15 protein-coding genes and 1 pseudogene are annotated in these 15,806 nt (G+C 41.4%); 13 read left to right on the forward strand and 3 right to left on the reverse strand.

The window, feature by feature from the left end:
- The first annotated feature begins 4 nt into the window (after positions 1-4).
- The 4 genes from AC1XUO_RS15195 to AC1XUO_RS15210 all read left to right on the forward strand — a co-directional run bounded on the left by AC1XUO_RS15195 (position 5) and on the right by AC1XUO_RS15210 (position 3,819).
- On the forward strand, positions 5-754 hold the full coding sequence (locus AC1XUO_RS15195; RefSeq protein ID WP_483330640.1) for a YHYH protein: 750 nt from the start codon (positions 5-7) through the stop codon (positions 752-754).
- Positions 726-1,376 (forward strand): toxin-antitoxin system YwqK family antitoxin, encoded by a 651-nt coding sequence (locus AC1XUO_RS15200; RefSeq protein ID WP_483330641.1) that lies wholly within the window; start codon positions 726-728, stop codon positions 1,374-1,376. The genes AC1XUO_RS15195 and AC1XUO_RS15200 overlap by 29 nt, the downstream gene beginning before the upstream one ends.
- A gap of 38 nt (positions 1,377-1,414) precedes the next feature.
- Entirely contained in the window at positions 1,415-2,056 is a 642-nt protein-coding gene (locus AC1XUO_RS15205) for an SCO family protein (protein ID WP_483330642.1), read from the forward strand.
- Between the two features lie 482 nt (positions 2,057-2,538).
- Entirely contained in the window at positions 2,539-3,819 is a 1,281-nt protein-coding gene (locus AC1XUO_RS15210) for a condensation domain-containing protein (RefSeq protein ID WP_483330643.1), read from the forward strand.
- A gap of 86 nt (positions 3,820-3,905) precedes the next feature.
- Here the strand turns inward: AC1XUO_RS15210 and AC1XUO_RS15215 are convergent, their stop codons facing one another.
- A complete protein-coding gene (locus tag AC1XUO_RS15215) occupies positions 3,906-4,265 on the reverse strand; it encodes a winged helix-turn-helix transcriptional regulator (protein WP_483330644.1) in 360 nt (119 codons plus the stop codon).
- A gap of 128 nt (positions 4,266-4,393) precedes the next feature.
- Between AC1XUO_RS15215 and AC1XUO_RS15220 the strand changes: the two genes are divergently transcribed.
- The 6 genes from AC1XUO_RS15220 to AC1XUO_RS15245 all read left to right on the forward strand — a co-directional run bounded on the left by AC1XUO_RS15220 (position 4,394) and on the right by AC1XUO_RS15245 (position 9,603).
- Positions 4,394-5,182 (forward strand): SDR family oxidoreductase, encoded by a 789-nt coding sequence (locus tag AC1XUO_RS15220; protein WP_483330645.1) that lies wholly within the window; start codon positions 4,394-4,396, stop codon positions 5,180-5,182.
- Positions 5,183-5,240: 58 nt separating this feature from the next.
- Positions 5,241-5,570, forward strand: coding sequence for a nuclear transport factor 2 family protein (locus AC1XUO_RS15225; RefSeq protein ID WP_483330646.1), 330 nt, complete (start codon positions 5,241-5,243; stop codon positions 5,568-5,570).
- A gap of 73 nt (positions 5,571-5,643) precedes the next feature.
- On the forward strand, positions 5,644-6,603 hold the full coding sequence (locus AC1XUO_RS15230; RefSeq protein WP_483330647.1) for a hypothetical protein: 960 nt from the start codon (positions 5,644-5,646) through the stop codon (positions 6,601-6,603).
- 165 nt (positions 6,604-6,768) lie between these two features.
- Positions 6,769-7,674: an alpha/beta fold hydrolase gene (locus tag AC1XUO_RS15235; RefSeq protein WP_483330648.1), complete on the forward strand. Its 906-nt coding sequence runs from the start codon at positions 6,769-6,771 to the stop codon at positions 7,672-7,674.
- A 100-nt stretch (positions 7,675-7,774) separates the two neighbouring features.
- Complete coding sequence (locus AC1XUO_RS15240; RefSeq protein ID WP_483330649.1) at positions 7,775-8,623, forward strand: helix-turn-helix domain-containing protein; 849 nt, start codon at positions 7,775-7,777, stop codon at positions 8,621-8,623.
- A gap of 647 nt (positions 8,624-9,270) precedes the next feature.
- Complete coding sequence (locus tag AC1XUO_RS15245) at positions 9,271-9,603, forward strand: P-loop NTPase fold protein (RefSeq protein ID WP_483330650.1); 333 nt, start codon at positions 9,271-9,273, stop codon at positions 9,601-9,603.
- A 45-nt stretch (positions 9,604-9,648) separates the two neighbouring features.
- Here the strand turns inward: AC1XUO_RS15245 and AC1XUO_RS15250 are convergent, their stop codons facing one another.
- Positions 9,649-9,936 (reverse strand): hypothetical protein, encoded by a 288-nt coding sequence (locus AC1XUO_RS15250; RefSeq protein ID WP_483330651.1) that lies wholly within the window; start codon positions 9,934-9,936, stop codon positions 9,649-9,651.
- 337 nt (positions 9,937-10,273) lie between these two features.
- Here AC1XUO_RS15250 and AC1XUO_RS15255 point away from each other — a divergent pair, with 337 nt between their 5' ends.
- Both AC1XUO_RS15255 and AC1XUO_RS15260 read left to right on the forward strand, forming a co-directional pair.
- A complete protein-coding gene (locus tag AC1XUO_RS15255; protein WP_483330652.1) occupies positions 10,274-10,612 on the forward strand; it encodes a PadR family transcriptional regulator in 339 nt (112 codons plus the stop codon).
- On the forward strand, positions 10,609-13,266 hold the full coding sequence (locus tag AC1XUO_RS15260) for an ABC transporter permease (RefSeq protein ID WP_483330653.1): 2,658 nt from the start codon (positions 10,609-10,611) through the stop codon (positions 13,264-13,266). The genes AC1XUO_RS15255 and AC1XUO_RS15260 overlap by 4 nt, the downstream gene beginning before the upstream one ends.
- 283 nt (positions 13,267-13,549) lie before the next feature.
- Here the strand turns inward: AC1XUO_RS15260 and AC1XUO_RS15265 are convergent, their stop codons facing one another.
- A complete protein-coding gene (locus AC1XUO_RS15265; protein WP_483330654.1) occupies positions 13,550-14,593 on the reverse strand; it encodes a hypothetical protein in 1,044 nt (347 codons plus the stop codon).
- 503 nt (positions 14,594-15,096) lie between these two features.
- Between AC1XUO_RS15265 and AC1XUO_RS15270 the strand changes: the two are divergent.
- Positions 15,097-15,630: pseudogene (locus tag AC1XUO_RS15270) on the forward strand (Abi-alpha family protein).
- Positions 15,631-15,806 lie beyond the last annotated feature (176 nt).

Genomic DNA, 15,806 nt, shown 5'->3' on the forward strand with positions numbered 1-15,806 from the left:
AAGTATGAAAAAAATGATCTTGCCACTGCTGTTGCTTGGATTAATGGCATGCAAAAATAGCGACGAAGATACTACTGAGCCGATCGTAACATCTGGTGTCGACATAACTACTGTGGCCAAGGCAAAATTTGCCGGCAGTGCCACCGTTACGACCAGTGGAGATAACCTGGTAATTACAAGCGATGGAAGACCAAACCATAAGTCACCCTATTGGGGTACAAGCAGTGCCCTGTATGAACCATTTCCAACAGGCCATCAGACTAATCCTAATGGAACAATTGGTGTTCAGAATTATACCATGACGATTCCTGCGAAACCTGCTGCCGCAACCACACATGAAGCCACCGGACTTTTCGCCATCGGTATGGCATTGAATGGTGTCCCTATTTTTAATAATACCGAAGCAGGAGGTATCCCGCTTGATGCAGGTACCATTACGTCTTTTGATGGTGCAGGCGCACATCCTGCGCAATCTGCAAATTATCATTATCACGTGACCGGCACCTATACAACCGTCGACGACGCGAATTTGGTGGGCTTTATCCGTGACGGATTTCCCCTGTATGGCAGAAAGGATAAAGACGGAAGTTATCCAACCAACCTGGATGCTTATAACGGACATACCGCCGCTACAACTGAATTCCCTGACGGCATCTATCACTATCATACCAGAAATGAAAACTATTTGAATACAGGTTATTATATTCTGAAATCGGGTAGCTATTATGGCACGAAAGGCACTTTTACAGAATAATGCTGTCTCGCTGGTCATTGGATGTTTTTTCATAGCGGCAACAAGCATTTTGCACAAGGACAAGGCTCCGACAGCCATGACCGGAGCCGAAAAGTTCAATTGGCTGCCAGCTCACAATCTATCAGATACAATTTCAGTAACCGATCCGAAACTTGAAGTCCGCAACGGCATTTATTTTTGGGAAAACAAAAAATTTACCGGCGTAGTCAGCGCATTGTATCCAAACTCCCGGCCTAAATATTTCAGGTCAGTTATGAAGGGTATGATGCATGGTCAATATGCAAGCTTTTATGAAAGCGGTGATCGTTTTGAAGTTCGGCAATATATCCGCAACATGGCTACGGGCAGGCACTATGGTTATTGGCCTGATGGAAAGACACTAAAATTTGACTATAACTACAATCAGGAAAAGCGGCAAGGCATGCAGAAAAAGTGGTATAAAAATGGGAGGCCTTATCTTTTCGCCCATTTTAAAGATGACCATGAAGACGGACTGCAACAGGGATGGCGGGAAAATGGAAAACTCTTTCTCAACTACGTAGCCAAAGACGGACACACTTACGGATTGCAGCAGTCTGCCTTGTGTTACACGCTGCTGAATCAAAAAATAAAAGGTCAGTAACTTACATAGCTTCATAAGAACCAAAATATCGTTCTGATATGGTAAAATATCTGTATGCTGTCTGGATACCATTGTTTTTAATTTCCTGCCGTTCACACCCGGAAAATAATTCAACAGTGCGAAAACTGCCCTATTACAATACGGCTGACTTTACCCCGTATTTTGAAAAAACAGTCCCAGACAGCTTTCACCAAATCCGTCCTTTTTCACTGACAGCACATACAGGCCAGCCATTCACAGAAAAAAACATGAATGGTAAAATATGCGTGGCCAATTTCTTTTTTACAAGCTGCCCGGGAATTTGTCCACGGATGACTGCCAATTTGAAAATATTACAGGATAGCTTTCCTAACGACCAGAATATACAAATAATCTCACATACTGTCATGCCGTATAAGGACGATGTGGCCGCACTGTGCGTTTTTGCAAAATCACGTAAGGTGGATTCCAAAAGGTGGGTGCTACTTACCGGAAGCAGAAGTGAAATTTATGATCTCGGACGCCGGTATTACTTCGTTGAGGAAGATGCAGGCGAAAAGCGGGATTCTAGTGTTTTTCTGCATACGGAAAATTTCGTTCTTACTGATAAAAACCGCCATATACGTGGAATTTACAATGGTCTGAGTCTGCCTTCCATTCAAAATTTAATTGCTGACATCAGGGAATTAAAAAAAGAATAAACACTTCCAAAAGTCTGGCAAGAAAAAAATGGCTCATCCCAAATTAATGCCAATAAATTTGACAATGATGTCATTGAAGTCAGATTTTTAAATAGCAATCGCGTCCTTGAAATGCCAACGGCGGCTCACTGCTGTTGCACTATTGCTATAATGCTGAAAGAAAAATCTGCCCGTCTCTTCGAATAAATTTAAATAATTATCCCCTGTTGCTTATTGATCTTAAATACCGCTCAGTATTCTCCATGAATGAACAAAAAAACTGAGTGTACGAATGCCAACCGAAACTATGGATAGCGAAATGTGCATGATTGATCAACTTTTATCCATTCTCTTTCGCCTCTTCACTCCCCAATTTTGCAATCAGTTTAAGGGAAGCGGTGCAGTCAACCATTTAACAGGACATTAGCATACCAAAATCAGATGCTGGCCCAATTAAGATGTTCTGCTGTCCGCTCCCGGCATTGTCAATCATAAATAACGTAATGAAAAAACATCAGAGCCGCACCTTAGGTGCATTCGAAAAAACGTTTTGGCTGCTTGACCAGATCGATTCCAAGGATTTTGCCCTTGCCGCAGACATAACTGGAATTGAACCGGTTAGCAAATGGCAAACTGCCATTAAGAAAGTACAACAACGCCATCCGAACCTTTCGGTAAGAATTGTTTTGGATGAATTGTCAAGACCTGTCTTACAGCATGTTGAGGACATGACCATTCCGCTCCGAGTGATGCAAGTTGGGCAAGATTATGGATGGGAGCAAGAAGTCGAAAAAGAGCTCTCGACAAGGTTTAATACTAAAGAAGGTCCACTTTTGAGAATTGTTTTAGTTCAAAAGCCAATAAGTACAGTCCTGATTCTGGTTGCAAATCACACAGTTGCTGATGGATCATCATTAAACTTTCTTGTTCGGGATATATTGAATGCCGTCAGCGGAAAAGAACTTGAATTAATGCAACCTCAGGTATCGAACGACCAAACTCTGGGTCTCCCGGAAGATCTCCCTTCTCAAACAATTGATCAGGTGCCCGAACTGAAAATGAACACGGATATCGTCGAACCTTTGGTGTCCTCTCACCGTATTTCTGAAATTACTACACAAAATATTCTGGAAAGGGCAAGACAAGAAAATACAACAGTTCATGGGGCTATCTGTGCGGCTGCGCTCATTGCTTCCAGGAAAATGCGTGCAGAATGGGACGAGGCCAGAATGGAATTAGTCTCACCAATCTGCACCAGAACAGCACTCAACCTGGACGATAACTTTGGACTGAATATCACCACACAATCCGTATTCTTTGAAAAAGACGGGCAGTTATCATTCTGGGATTTGGCAAGAGCCGCGAAAACCGGACTTGACGGTACAAATTCTATTGAATATGTTACGGGTTATTTGTCTTTTTTCCGGGACCTTGTCTTCGGTCATAATGATATACTAAAAATGCTTGACGCATTGAAATTGGCATTCAACCATCACATCATGGTCACTAACCTCGTCAAGGTGAGATACAAAACCGATTTTGGATCACTAAAACTTGAATCGCTGTATGGTCCGATGGTGCGGTCAGGTAAAGGGATGGAACAGACGATCGGCGCTTTAACCACCAACGGTTCGCTCTGTTTGACAAACACCAGTGACAATCCTATTCCTGGCCTTCTTGGAGAAATGGAAAAAATTCTATTGGAAGCTTGTCAGGGATATACGGACGTTAATATTTCCAGAGGTATTGACCTGGAAATTGCCAAGTCTTGTGCTCTTGAATAAAAATAACCTCCAAGACTGCCGTGGGCAAAACCCGCGGTGGTTTTGGATAAAATATAGTCTACTGAACTAGACCTCTTACTGGCATGCTAAGGCTGAATGTTTTTTTGAATAAGCGTCCGCAAACGCTCATCATGCAGGTCGCCCCACTGACCAATTTCACCGATCACAGGTATAAGCGATTTTCCGAAATCGGTAAGATAATATTCAACTTTGGGAGGAACTACCGGATAAATCACTTTCCCAACCAGCTCATGATTTTCCAGTTCCTTCAGCTGCACGTTCAGCACGCGCCGGGATGCGCCTGGAATTTTCCTTTGCAGCTCGCTGGGACGCTTAAATCCTTCGTTGATAAACCACAAAAGACGCATTTTCCATTTACCATAGAGTACCTCGCCAATGAGGTCGAGCCCGCAATTCAGGTCGGGTAATATCTTTCTTTCGTACATAATGCAAATATAACCATATGCCTTTAACAGTTCAATAGGGATAAATTTATCCCTATCTGAATCGTAAATCCCTACTTGTCAGTAGTGGTCATTGTGCCGAAATTTGTCCTAAACAAATCAGCAAAATCATGGACTTTAAATTTGACAACGAGCTGGCAGGCAAAATCGCACTCGTAACCGGAGGGACCAAAGGAACTGGAAAAGCAATAGCCGACCGACTTCTGAAAGCCGGCGCAAAGGTGATCATCACAGCCAGAAATAATCCTGAAGAAAAATCCGAAGGCACCTATTTTATAGCTGCCGATTTAAGCAAACCGGACGGTACCGGCAAAGTGGTTGGAGAAGTACTTGAAAAGTTTGGTCGCCTGGATATCCTGGTGAATAATATGGGCGGCTCCGAAACGCCTGGCGGTGGTTTTGCTGTGCTTTCTGACGATGATTGGGAATCATCTTTTCAAACCAATCTGCTGGCACCCGTGCGACTGGACCGCGGATTTTTACACGGCATGATAGAACGCAATGAAGGCGTTATTATCCACATTGCTTCCATTCAGGCAAAATTGCCGTTGTATGATTCCACACTTCCCTATGCAGCAGCGAAAGCAGCCCTGGTCAATTACAGTAAAAGTCTATCCAATGAAGTTGCACCAAAAGGCGTACGTGTTCTCGCAGTTTCACCAGGCTGGATTATGACAACGGCATCCAGCAGAATGATGGAGAGGATCGCCGAGAGCTCCGGCGGAACAAAGGAACAAGCCACACAAAGCGTAATGAGTGCGCTTGGCGGCATACCTTTTGGAAGACCGGCCTGGCCACAGGAAGTTGCTGAGCTTGTTGGTTTTCTGGTTTCACCCAGGGCGGCTTACTTAACCGGCACCGAATATGTCATTGACGGAGGAACAATACCCACCATTTAGTCTGGCGTTTTCCAAATTTATATTTGATCAAATACCATTTCATTCAACATAAACTTACATGCTCATGAAACTTCCTAACAACATTGAAGGCTTAATCAAGGCACAAAATAATCTTGACAGCACAACATTTGCTGCTTATTTCACAGCAGACGCAACCGTTTCCGACGAAGGATCGTCCTATTCAGGTAGGGATGAAATTAAAGACTGGATACAGGAGGCAACTGAAAAGTACAATATGCAGCTCCAACCAATTGACTTCAATCAAGATGGTTCAAAAGGAAAACTTACGGTGGAGGTAACCGGTACATTTCCCGGGAGTCCGGCAATTATGCAATATCATCTTGAACTTAATGAGGGATTAATCAGCTCGTTGAAGATTACAGGATGAAGTTGAATTCGAACATTAGCAGGAATTGCTTGATTTGCATTTACACCTGACGATCAGGCGAACCTGCTAAAACATGATAAACCCAAATATTGACCAACTAAATATGATCGCAAAGTCAGGATTTAAGCAGGCAGTTTATGCTGTGTTAATGCTGTGTTTCTCAACATTGTCTTTGGCACAAAAGCTGGATTCAACCAGCAAAAATGATCCCTCGAAACGAATTCACATTGCACCGGAAAGTGTTTTCAATATGTTTCGCGAAGCAGGAATGAAGCCCGTAAACCATAACCTGACATCGGCTGATAAGAAGAAGGTAAGTCGTGCTTTTGCATTGTTGCCTCCCTTGCACCAACGAATTTTGAAACAGCATTTGCAAAGCATCAGCTTTATGGATAATATGCCAAACACGGCATTAACCTCGCCTGTTGATTCAGGGAGCAGAATCAAGATGTTCAACATTACTTTTCGAGCTAGCTTACTTGGCGAGAACATTTCACAATGGGCGACGTGGAAAGAAAATACATGCTTCAAGCCGGCGGATCATGGTGATTTTAAAGTACGTGTCGAAGGCGGTGAAATGGATGCCATCGTTTATGTGCTATTGCATGAAGCTACGCACATTGTCGACGCGGTGACTAAAATTACACCCAATTTTACTGAAAATGATTCAATTGTCAAACCGACGCCTTTCACTCAAGGTATATGGCGGAAGGCGAACGTACCCGAAGAAGCATACATTGATACACTACTGGAAAGGACCCGCTTTCGGAGTGGACAGCCGGTAGCGATAAGTCTGGCTCAAGAAGTGTATCAAAAGCTCTCGAAAACGCCGTTTCCTTCCCTATATGGCATGGCTGCCTGGTCCGAAGATATCGCTGAGCTTACAACAATCTATCACCTTACTGCCATATTGAAGCAGCCGTTTTATGTCATCGTCACCAGAGATAATGTCGAGCTGACCAGGTTTGAGCCCATAAAGAACGAATTGGTCAAACAGCGACTGATACATATAGCGCAATTCTATTCGAAATGAGGAAAAATTTCAGATATCCAAAGCACTTAGGGAAAAATGTACAAGTTGCTTTGCCTTTTATCCATTCTTCAGCATGGTTTTCGGAGCAAACTTTGCAATGTCAAAAAACAACGACAACCAGCTAACGATTAGCGGATTAACTTTAAACTCAATCTTATTACTCAGATGAAAACTATTGCACTGACCATCGGATTTTTCTTAACTTTCATTCACAGCCAATTTCTGTTTGCACAAACGCGTAAGCCGGCATCCGCAGGAAGGGAAGAGTACATCGAAGTAGAAAAAAACGTAAAACTACATGTAATTGATCTCGGCGAAGGTCAGCCCGTGGTGCTCATTCACGGATGGCCACTCAACAATGAAATGTACGAATATCAATACCAATATCTGGTTGAAAAAGGATTCCGGGTGATCGGTATTTCCCTCCGCGGTTTCGGAAAATCAGACAGACCTTATGGAAAATACGATTTTGATACTTTCTCTGACGATATCAAAGTAGTGCTGGAAAAACTGAAAATTGAGAATGCAACCCTCGGGGGCTTTTCAATGGGAAGCGCGGTAACGCTCCACTTTGTGACTAAATATAACGGGGCGCATATCAGCAAGCTGGCATTGTTCGGCGCAACTGGTCCGTCATGGAAACAACGCGATGGTTATCCATACGGCGTCTCCGACCAAGCTGCAGCGGATCTGATCAAGCAGACCAAGACCAATCGGGAGCAACTGATAGCTGGTTTCGGAAAAGCCTTTGAGGGACAGGAAGGCGGACTTTCACCAGAATCGATGAAATGGCTGCAAAGTATCAATTTAAATGCTTCACCCTACGCAACTACTCAGGCTATTACAGCATTACTCAACCTGGATCTGCGTCCGGAGCTGGCGAAAATTAAAATGCCCGTAGCGATATTCCATGGTGTGAATGACAAGTTATGTGATTTTGCCGGTGCGGAAGATTTACACAAAAGTATCAAGGGTTCTTACCTGGTGAGATTTGAGAAAGGCGGACACGGTTTATTTCTGGAAGAAATGGATAAATTTAACTCCGAACTCGAAAAGTTTGCAAGAAAATAACGACGCCGGGATTCCCCCCTGTGAAGCTTCTAACCGCTTCGCAGGGGAATTTCCATTATTGAAATAGAAAAACATCAGTTAACTTTCTGCGTTTATAGCCATGCGTACAACCATATTCAACAATAATTCAAAAACTTTGGGTTTACTGCATCTAAGCCAGGATCTGAAGGATGCTATTAACGGACCAGATTATAAACAATATATCAAGATTCTTTATCTGCCAGCCGGGTACAGGCTGAGAGTGGATTTTGACTGTTATGACACGCATCAGCCAACACTTTTTTTTATTAGCCCAAACCAGTACCTTGAAATAGAAAAGACCGGTCACGAAAATGGTTACTTCATTTACTACAACCGCGATTTCTATTGCATTCAAATACATGACCAGGAAGTGGCCTGCGACGGCCTGTTGTTCAATAATATCCGGAACATGCCTAAAGTGGAGGTATCCGAAGAAGAAAATGCTTTTTTAGCATGTCTGTTTAAAGAAATGATACAAGAATTTAAACTCAACGACAGCTCTCTGGAAGAAATGGTCCGGACCTACCTCAAACAACTGTTGATCCGGGCTACACGTTCCTGGAAAAAGCAGCATTTGGATAACAAAGTCACTGACGAACAAACTGATCTGGAATTTTTCCGCAAATTTACCCGGTTGGTAGAAGAACATTACAAATCCAAACACACGGTCGCCGATTACGCAGATTTTCTATGCATGGCACCGAAAACAATTACACATAAATTTAACCGCCTACGGCTACCGCAACCGAATGAAGTAATCAAAAACCGGATTTTACTGGAAGCAAAACGGTTATTGGTGCATACTTCCCTGACAGCAAAAGAAATTGCCTATGACCTTGGTTACAATGACCCTGCCTATTTCAGCAGGTTATTTATGGCCAAAACGGGCCAGTCACCATCGGGTTTCCGGGCAAATTTTATGAGCTGAAAGGAACGTTGAAGGTTACTGGCTGCGTTTTATCAAACCATCCTTACATGGTCATGATGAGTTACTTTCAGCTATCCACAAGTGTTATCCTGAAAATTGCGCTGATCCTGTAAGGCGCTTTTATCAGTCAATAAAGGTTCCTGAATCCTCAAAAACAAATAGGATCGGGTCATTAGTATCTTTGAAATTAGAAGCCTCCAGGTCACTTTCATTTGCAGATAATTCTGAGAGAATATGTACCTTGTTCTCATTCAAAAATTTAATATTGAGGCGCTTACCCCTGTTATCTAACCCGACAATTATTTTACCATCCTTGATCAGCAATCCCTCTGCCAACCCGAATCTTTCGCTTAGGCCGTCATAAAGTTTTTACTTTCCATTCTTGAAAAGTAAACTTTTGAAAGCGCGGGTTTCAACTAGTTTTTTATTGCCTAAGTTCTGCGTTTGGGTTTAAAGGAAAAATCCATCAAAAAACTAAACTTAACTTTTCCTTAGTTTAGTTTTTGACCCCAAATCTAAACTAAGCGATTTCTTAGTTTAGATTTTACCCCTAAATCTAAACTAAGGATTTTTTTAGTTTAGATTTTGCCTATAAATCTAAACTAAAACTCAACTTTACCGAATCTTCATATCTTTAAACAGAACCAATGCAAATCAAACACAACGATTTAATAATTAATCAAGAGGCTCCGTTTGCTAATTGCAAATTGGACAGAGAAAAATACGCTCACGTTTTGACCAGTATTGTCAACAATTATGCAGATGGATTTGTACTCGCAATCAATAACGAATGGGGAACGGGGAAAACCACCTTTGTTAAAATGTGGCAGAAACATCTGGCAAAAAATGATTTTGAAACCTTGAATTTTAATGCTTGGGAAAATGATTTCGAAAGTAATCCTCTTGTTGCGATCCTTGCAGAATTAAAAACTTTAACGGGAGATCACGATAAAACTAAGTTTAAGTCACTGGAAGGGTGATACTCTTTAAGTCAATCCCTAATCATAATGCGCTGATCAGTTTAATCACCATTTCAAACTTTCCTGTTTAGGCGAACCTTCAATCCACCTTTCCATTGTTTGAACATCCAACTGCTTCAATGATTCTGCATCCATTCTCAAATTATCCAACAGATATTCACCGGCCGCACTTTTACTTCGCAGTTTCACACCGGCTGTGGCTATTACTTTGTCAAACAATGCTTTCTCTGGTAATGCACTAAGAATGTTTTGCTTGTCTGCGATTAGTAGCTGGCGGATACCGAAGCTAAAATAAGGCAGCGGTAGCCGTGTAAAGCTGAATGTCCCTATCACGGTATCGAATTGCCGGGACGCTTTTGTCGTTGCGGATGCTATTTCAAATACATTCGGGGATCAGTCCATAGTAAGACAATGCACTGTCAAAAGATATGTAGCTTGGTCCCAGCATGTGATTTTTAGTTCGGACATGGACGCCAACTTTCCTGCAAACTACGCTAAATAAAAACCCCTAACATCACCATCATTCCATTTGTAAACTCAATATTTTTAAAAATTTAAAATATTGATATTCAGTACACTGGAATCGAAATCTAGTTTTAATTTATATCTACTGCAATCAAGAATAAAATAAAGTAGTTATATTAACTGCAATTACGAATAATAGCAGATTATGAAGAAGACTAAACTGGGAGAGTTTGAAGAACTTGTATTGCTAACAGTAGCCGCCTTGCAGCACGACGCGTACGGAGTGGAGATAAAACGGGAGCTGGAAACACGTTTGAAAGAAAAATTAAGTGTAGGATCCATTCAATCGGCATTGAAAAGAATGGAAGAAAAGGGCTTTCTCACCTCAGCCTTTGGCGAAGCGACTTTGAAAAGAGGAGGTAAACGCAAACGCATTTACTATACCACTTCTCACGCGCTTAAAGTGTTGGAAGAAATGAGGGCAATACGTGCAGATCTGTGGAGATCAATTCCTTTGACAGCCTCTGACTTGAAAATGATATGAGTGCGCCTGAGTTTATTCAACCGCCGAAATGGCCATTGCGTTTGATGCGTTTTTTTTTACGGACGGAATATCTGGAAGAAATCGAAGGAGATATGGAGGAGATTTTTCAGGATAATCTTCATCAGTATTCTGTAAGGAAAGCAAAACGAATTTATACATGGGAAATGTTCAAGCTGCTTCGCCCGGCCTTATTAAGAAATTTTAAATCATCTTACACCTTTACACCTTATGCCATGTATAAAAATTATTTTCTGATTGCCTGGAGAAATCTGATTAAAAAGAAAGCCTATTCGGCCATTAATATTCTTGGCTTGGGGGTAGGCATTGCCTGCTGCTTCCTGATTTTTACGTTTGTACAAAGTGAGCTTTCCTACGATACGTATCATAGCAAGCGTGATCGGATCTACCGCGTCACGCATGGAAACAGAGTCTCCGAAGATCCCCGAAATCTGTCAAAAGAAGGCCCTTCCTGGGTTTGGGGAAATGCCCCTGTCGGGCCGGCACTTAAAAATGACTTCCCTGAAATAGAAAAAGTAGTTCAGTTTTCCGGCAGGGCCGATATCCTGCTGACTAACGACGATAAAAAGTATCAGGAGAATGGCATATTCTTCATGGATTCCACCGTGTTTGATGTATTCAGCTGGGATTTGTTGCAGGGTGATCCTAAAACCGCATTGGTAAATCCCTATAGCATTGTACTGACAGAGAGCACGGCCCGGAAATATTTTGGCAATGAAAATGCACTGGGTAAAACGCTGAAAGGCAGCGATTCGCCGGGAAGAGCGAATGCCGGGCAATACATCGTGACCGGTATCATGGCCGACCTTCCTAGTAATTCTCACTTTAAATTCAATGCCATCCTATCTTTGAGTACGTTTAAAAAATCGATTCCGGAAGTCTTCGAAATGTGGGACTATGCTGATTTCTACACCTACTTCCTGGTAAACGAAAAATTCGATGAAGCTGCTTTTAAACAAAAACTGCCTGAATTTGTAAAGCGGCAACTCAAGGATCCGAAAACAAGATATCTTTTAGAGTTGGAATCGCTGAACGACGTCTACTTAAAATCTGATGCGGATCGTCAGCCGGGAGAAACCGGAAGTTTATCAAATATGTATATCTTCTCTATCATTGGGGTGTTCATCCTGGTCATTGCCATGATCAACTTTATGAACTTATCCACCGCCCGTTCCATGGAACGCAGCAAAGAGGTCGGCATCCGGAAATCCATTGGTGCTGCCAGAAGCAGTTTAATCTCTCAGTTTTTGGGCGAATCTTTTGTTATCGTTTCGCTATCGATGATCACGGCTGTAATTATGGTGGTGATCTCGTTACCTTTTATGACAGGCTTAACCGGAAAAGAATTTGAACCAGGTATTTTAATCCATTGGAAAAGTATTCCCATCATTTTGGGAGCCATGCTATTAATCGCTTTTGTGGCGGGTTCTTATCCGGCACTGGTTCTTTCGGGATTTAGTCCGGTGCATGTGTTGAAAGGTATGACCAAGTCAGCAGGAGGTGTAAATCTGAGAAGAGGATTGGTGGTTTTTCAATTCAGTCTTTCCATACTGCTCATCGCGGTAACCATTATCGTCTATACACAAATGAATCATTTGCTGGATAAAGATTTAGGATTCGATAAAGAAAGTATGCTGGTGATTGACTACAACTACGATGAGGCCGTGAATGCTAAGTCGCAGCTTTTAAAGACAAAGCTGGAAGAAAACCCATCTATTGTTTCAGCCGCTTTTTCACGAAGTGTTCCCGGAAGCTTTTTCCCGCATGCCGGCACCGAGATAGAAACAAAGGATGGCGAAATGAAAATGATGGGACAACCCATTTTTGAGGTGGGGATAGACTTTATACCTCATTTTGGCTTAGAGCTCGTTGCGGGAAGATCATACTCCAGAGATTTTCCTGCGGACTCCAGCAGTTCATTGGTTATTAATGAAGCAGCAGCAAAACAATACGGATATAAAAATCCCGAGGAAATCGTGGGTAAAAAATTCAGTCAGTGGGGAAGATCAGGTGTTGTGATCGGGGTCGTGAAAGATTTTAATTTCACTTCGCTGCATCAGAAAATCGAACCGCTCACCCTGCCTTTCCAGGCTTATGCAAGCCGGTATCTGTCCATCAAAGTGAAGACAGAAGATCTGACAAAAACGATTCAGCAGGTTAATGCCGTGTGGAGTGAATTAGAACCGCACAGACCTTTCCTTTATAGTTTTCTGGATGAAGATTTTAACCGCCAGTATAAAGATGATTTTATTTTCAGAAAGTTGTTTACCACATTTTCCTGCCTGGCCATAGCCATTGCATGTCTGGGACTGCTCGGACTGGCAACGTACATGGCAGAGCAGCGCACAAAAGAAATCGGTATCCGGAAAGTTTTGGGAGCAGATTTCCGCACCATCGTCCTGTTGCTTTCCAGCGACTTTATTAAATTGGTTATCATAGCCATTCTGATTGCGACTCCCGTGGCGTGGTACGTGATGAACCGATGGCTAGAAGGTTTCGCTTACCGGGTGGAGATCAGTTTCTGGATTTTTGTTCTGGCTGGGTTCATTGCCTTTTTTATTGTTGCGCTTACCATCAGCTACCAATCCATAAAATCAGCGTTGATGAATCCGGTAACGTCACTGAGAAGCGAATGAGGTAATGCATTAGGCGTAGGTTGTTCAGTGTCGGATTGGCACAATTGAACAACTTACGCCTAATATACTGAAATAAGGTCTCTGACTATTCAACAGCTCCGAAAAAATAAGGTTGGGCGGTGTACCATAGGTTTGGATGATTTGGCAAGACGTGGCAGCATTGGTTACAGTCTTGTGAAGACACGAGCTATGGAATTAAAACAGGTATTTGCGAACCAAGACCAGAGTACAAATCAAGCCGTCTCTTTCAATAATATTGACGGCAGAGCCGATTTTCAGGATTCTAGGAGCTAGAAAGTCTAATGATATCTCCAAGGCTCACATAGAATAAAATTATACACTGATAGGTTTCAAGTGAGTTTACGCTTCTATGAACTCCTTTACAAGATTTTTGATACACCAAATCTATGCGTTTTCCTAAATCACCAATTTGCTCCTTGACAATTTCAAATGATGTCGAGCTTGTTACTTTAAATTGTTCAAAAATATACTGCCAAATTCTAGATACGTACTTTTCGTCGGTTAAAATTCTTAATTTACCGTCACTACATTGGACTGGCTTATTCGTTGCGGGATAAATGAAATCCGCGAAATCTTTTATCATTACTCTGATTGTGAGAAGCGCCTGTGAATATGAAATTTCTGTTCCATCGTTTAGTCTTTCATCCAGACTTTTAATTTTATCGTTGAATTGTGGTGAAAGGTTAACTAGATATTGATCTACTAAGCTTTTTGTACTGTCGAAATAAGATGATAGGTTTTTTCCTCTAATCAAATCCAGCTCAACAGATGTTAGATATTCATGTACTCTATTTTTGATTCTAGAGAGTATTTTCAATATTCCGTTTTCGTAATCAATCAAAAAGTTATTTGTTTTTGATTTCTCTGTTTCAATATAATATTTATCTAATTGGTGCATACCAGAAGTATTTGTCGCGTCAGCACGCTTCTCTCTGCTGCTATTTAATTCGGCTTCGATTTCATTTACGGAATAAATCAGTATTTTAGGCTCTTTGCTGTTTATTGTTCCATCTGAATCAATTAGAATTATCTCGCGTTCGCGCATCCACTCGGAAAAAAACTTCTTTTCTAAATCCCCAAGCACGTCTTTACTAAATTTAGTTGAATATTTTGAGAATGGTACGTTTAGACTTGTTTTATCAAGTTTTGTTGATTCCAAATCCAGCCAAATTAAGTTAAGATAATCACCTCTCAGGCTTGCAATACGTTTGCAATCATTTATTATTAAACTAAGTGGTGCCTGTTTATCGTAAAGTTTTTCCAAAAGTTTTGTGACAAGAGTTCGGGTGTATTCGTCTGTTTGCACTTTTTTATCTGTTAAAGGGTCGGTTTTTGAGCTGCATATATGATCAGTCTAATGTACTCCAACTTTCCAACTGCTGAGAGTGTTCACTGATTCGTTTTTCATGGCAAATTATAAAAAATACCTTAGTTTTTACCGTAAGATTAATAAGAAACAAAGAACGATTTTTAATGCTAATTTAAAAAGACGACAGGCCGTGTTGTCATTATACGGGCTTCAAACCGTTAAAAACGGTAAAGTATCCAGATTCCTAGTTTAAAAACTACGAATAACGGTTAGGAAACTGGTAAAGGATATCTTATATACTCCGTTATGACCAGAGAATAGCAGTACGCAACCGCCTGTCAATAAAAATGTTAACTGGAATCTATTTTTCTAAATTTGTACTTGCAACAAATTTTACCACCATGACACCAGACGAGGTCGAACTGATTAAAGAAGGAATGAAAATTACCAATGGATGGCTGGAAAAGGCTTTTGGCCCGGCAGTCGAACAAACGGGTGGCATGCTGGGAGATTGGTTAGAGGACAAACGAAAAGTTTTGCAGTACAACAGGCAGGTCGTTGTACATAAAGTCAAAACTATAATGATAGAAGAAAACGTCACACCGAAAGAGATTTCCTCAAAAGTTCTGTTTCCGCTTTTGGAAGGTATTTCACTCGAAGACGATGAAACTTTACAGGATATGTGGGCAAACCTGATTGTTAATTAAATCGACAGTGAACAAACACTACGTATTACCGTTTACCCCGGAATATTAAAACAGCTTTCATCACAGGAAGTCAATATTCTTCAACAGCTGAGCGAAGAAAACGGTGAAGTTGTCTCGTTTGAACTATTTATGCAGCATACATCAGATGGTGACGCAGTGATGCGAAATCTTGAGAGATTAAGTCTGGTGAAAGAAGTACCACAGACAGTTAGGGCCAGGGATTATACCAGAGATGCTGAAAGTACAAAGGAAAAGATTATTGAAAATTCCGGGAAATATTCGCTTACGATATTTGGAATACACTTTTTGGAAGCATGTAGAAGATAAAAATAAATAAGGCAGATTAAGTACCCAAGGTGGATATGACCACTTTGGGTACTTGTTGTTTCAAGCCGATGCGTTATAATGGTAAATAATATAAGAGAAGTAACAAAGCAACTGCAATACATTAACGCTACTACAATAAACATTAAAGCTACAGCAGGTAATTGATTGCAGAAGTT

This window comes from Dyadobacter sp. HNCC25DJ186 (genome assembly GCF_056895235.1).

Coding starts and splice junctions, on each gene's coding strand:
- AC1XUO_RS15195 (WP_483330640.1), top strand. CDS start 5: ATGAAAAAAATGATCTTGCCACTGCTGTTGCTTGGATTAATGGCATGC.
- AC1XUO_RS15200 (WP_483330641.1), top strand. CDS start 726: ATGGCACGAAAGGCACTTTTACAGAATAATGCTGTCTCGCTGGTCATT.
- AC1XUO_RS15205 (WP_483330642.1), top strand. CDS start 1,415: ATGGTAAAATATCTGTATGCTGTCTGGATACCATTGTTTTTAATTTCC.
- AC1XUO_RS15210 (WP_483330643.1), top strand. CDS start 2,539: ATGAAAAAACATCAGAGCCGCACCTTAGGTGCATTCGAAAAAACGTTT.
- AC1XUO_RS15215 (WP_483330644.1), bottom strand. CDS start 4,265: ATGTACGAAAGAAAGATATTACCCGACCTGAATTGCGGGCTCGACCTC.
- AC1XUO_RS15220 (WP_483330645.1), top strand. CDS start 4,394: ATGGACTTTAAATTTGACAACGAGCTGGCAGGCAAAATCGCACTCGTA.
- AC1XUO_RS15225 (WP_483330646.1), top strand. CDS start 5,241: ATGCTCATGAAACTTCCTAACAACATTGAAGGCTTAATCAAGGCACAA.
- AC1XUO_RS15230 (WP_483330647.1), top strand. CDS start 5,644: ATGATAAACCCAAATATTGACCAACTAAATATGATCGCAAAGTCAGGA.
- AC1XUO_RS15235 (WP_483330648.1), top strand. CDS start 6,769: ATGAAAACTATTGCACTGACCATCGGATTTTTCTTAACTTTCATTCAC.
- AC1XUO_RS15240 (WP_483330649.1), top strand. CDS start 7,775: ATGCGTACAACCATATTCAACAATAATTCAAAAACTTTGGGTTTACTG.
- AC1XUO_RS15245 (WP_483330650.1), top strand. CDS start 9,271: ATGCAAATCAAACACAACGATTTAATAATTAATCAAGAGGCTCCGTTT.
- AC1XUO_RS15255 (WP_483330652.1), top strand. CDS start 10,274: ATGAAGAAGACTAAACTGGGAGAGTTTGAAGAACTTGTATTGCTAACA.
- AC1XUO_RS15260 (WP_483330653.1), top strand. CDS start 10,609: ATGAGTGCGCCTGAGTTTATTCAACCGCCGAAATGGCCATTGCGTTTG.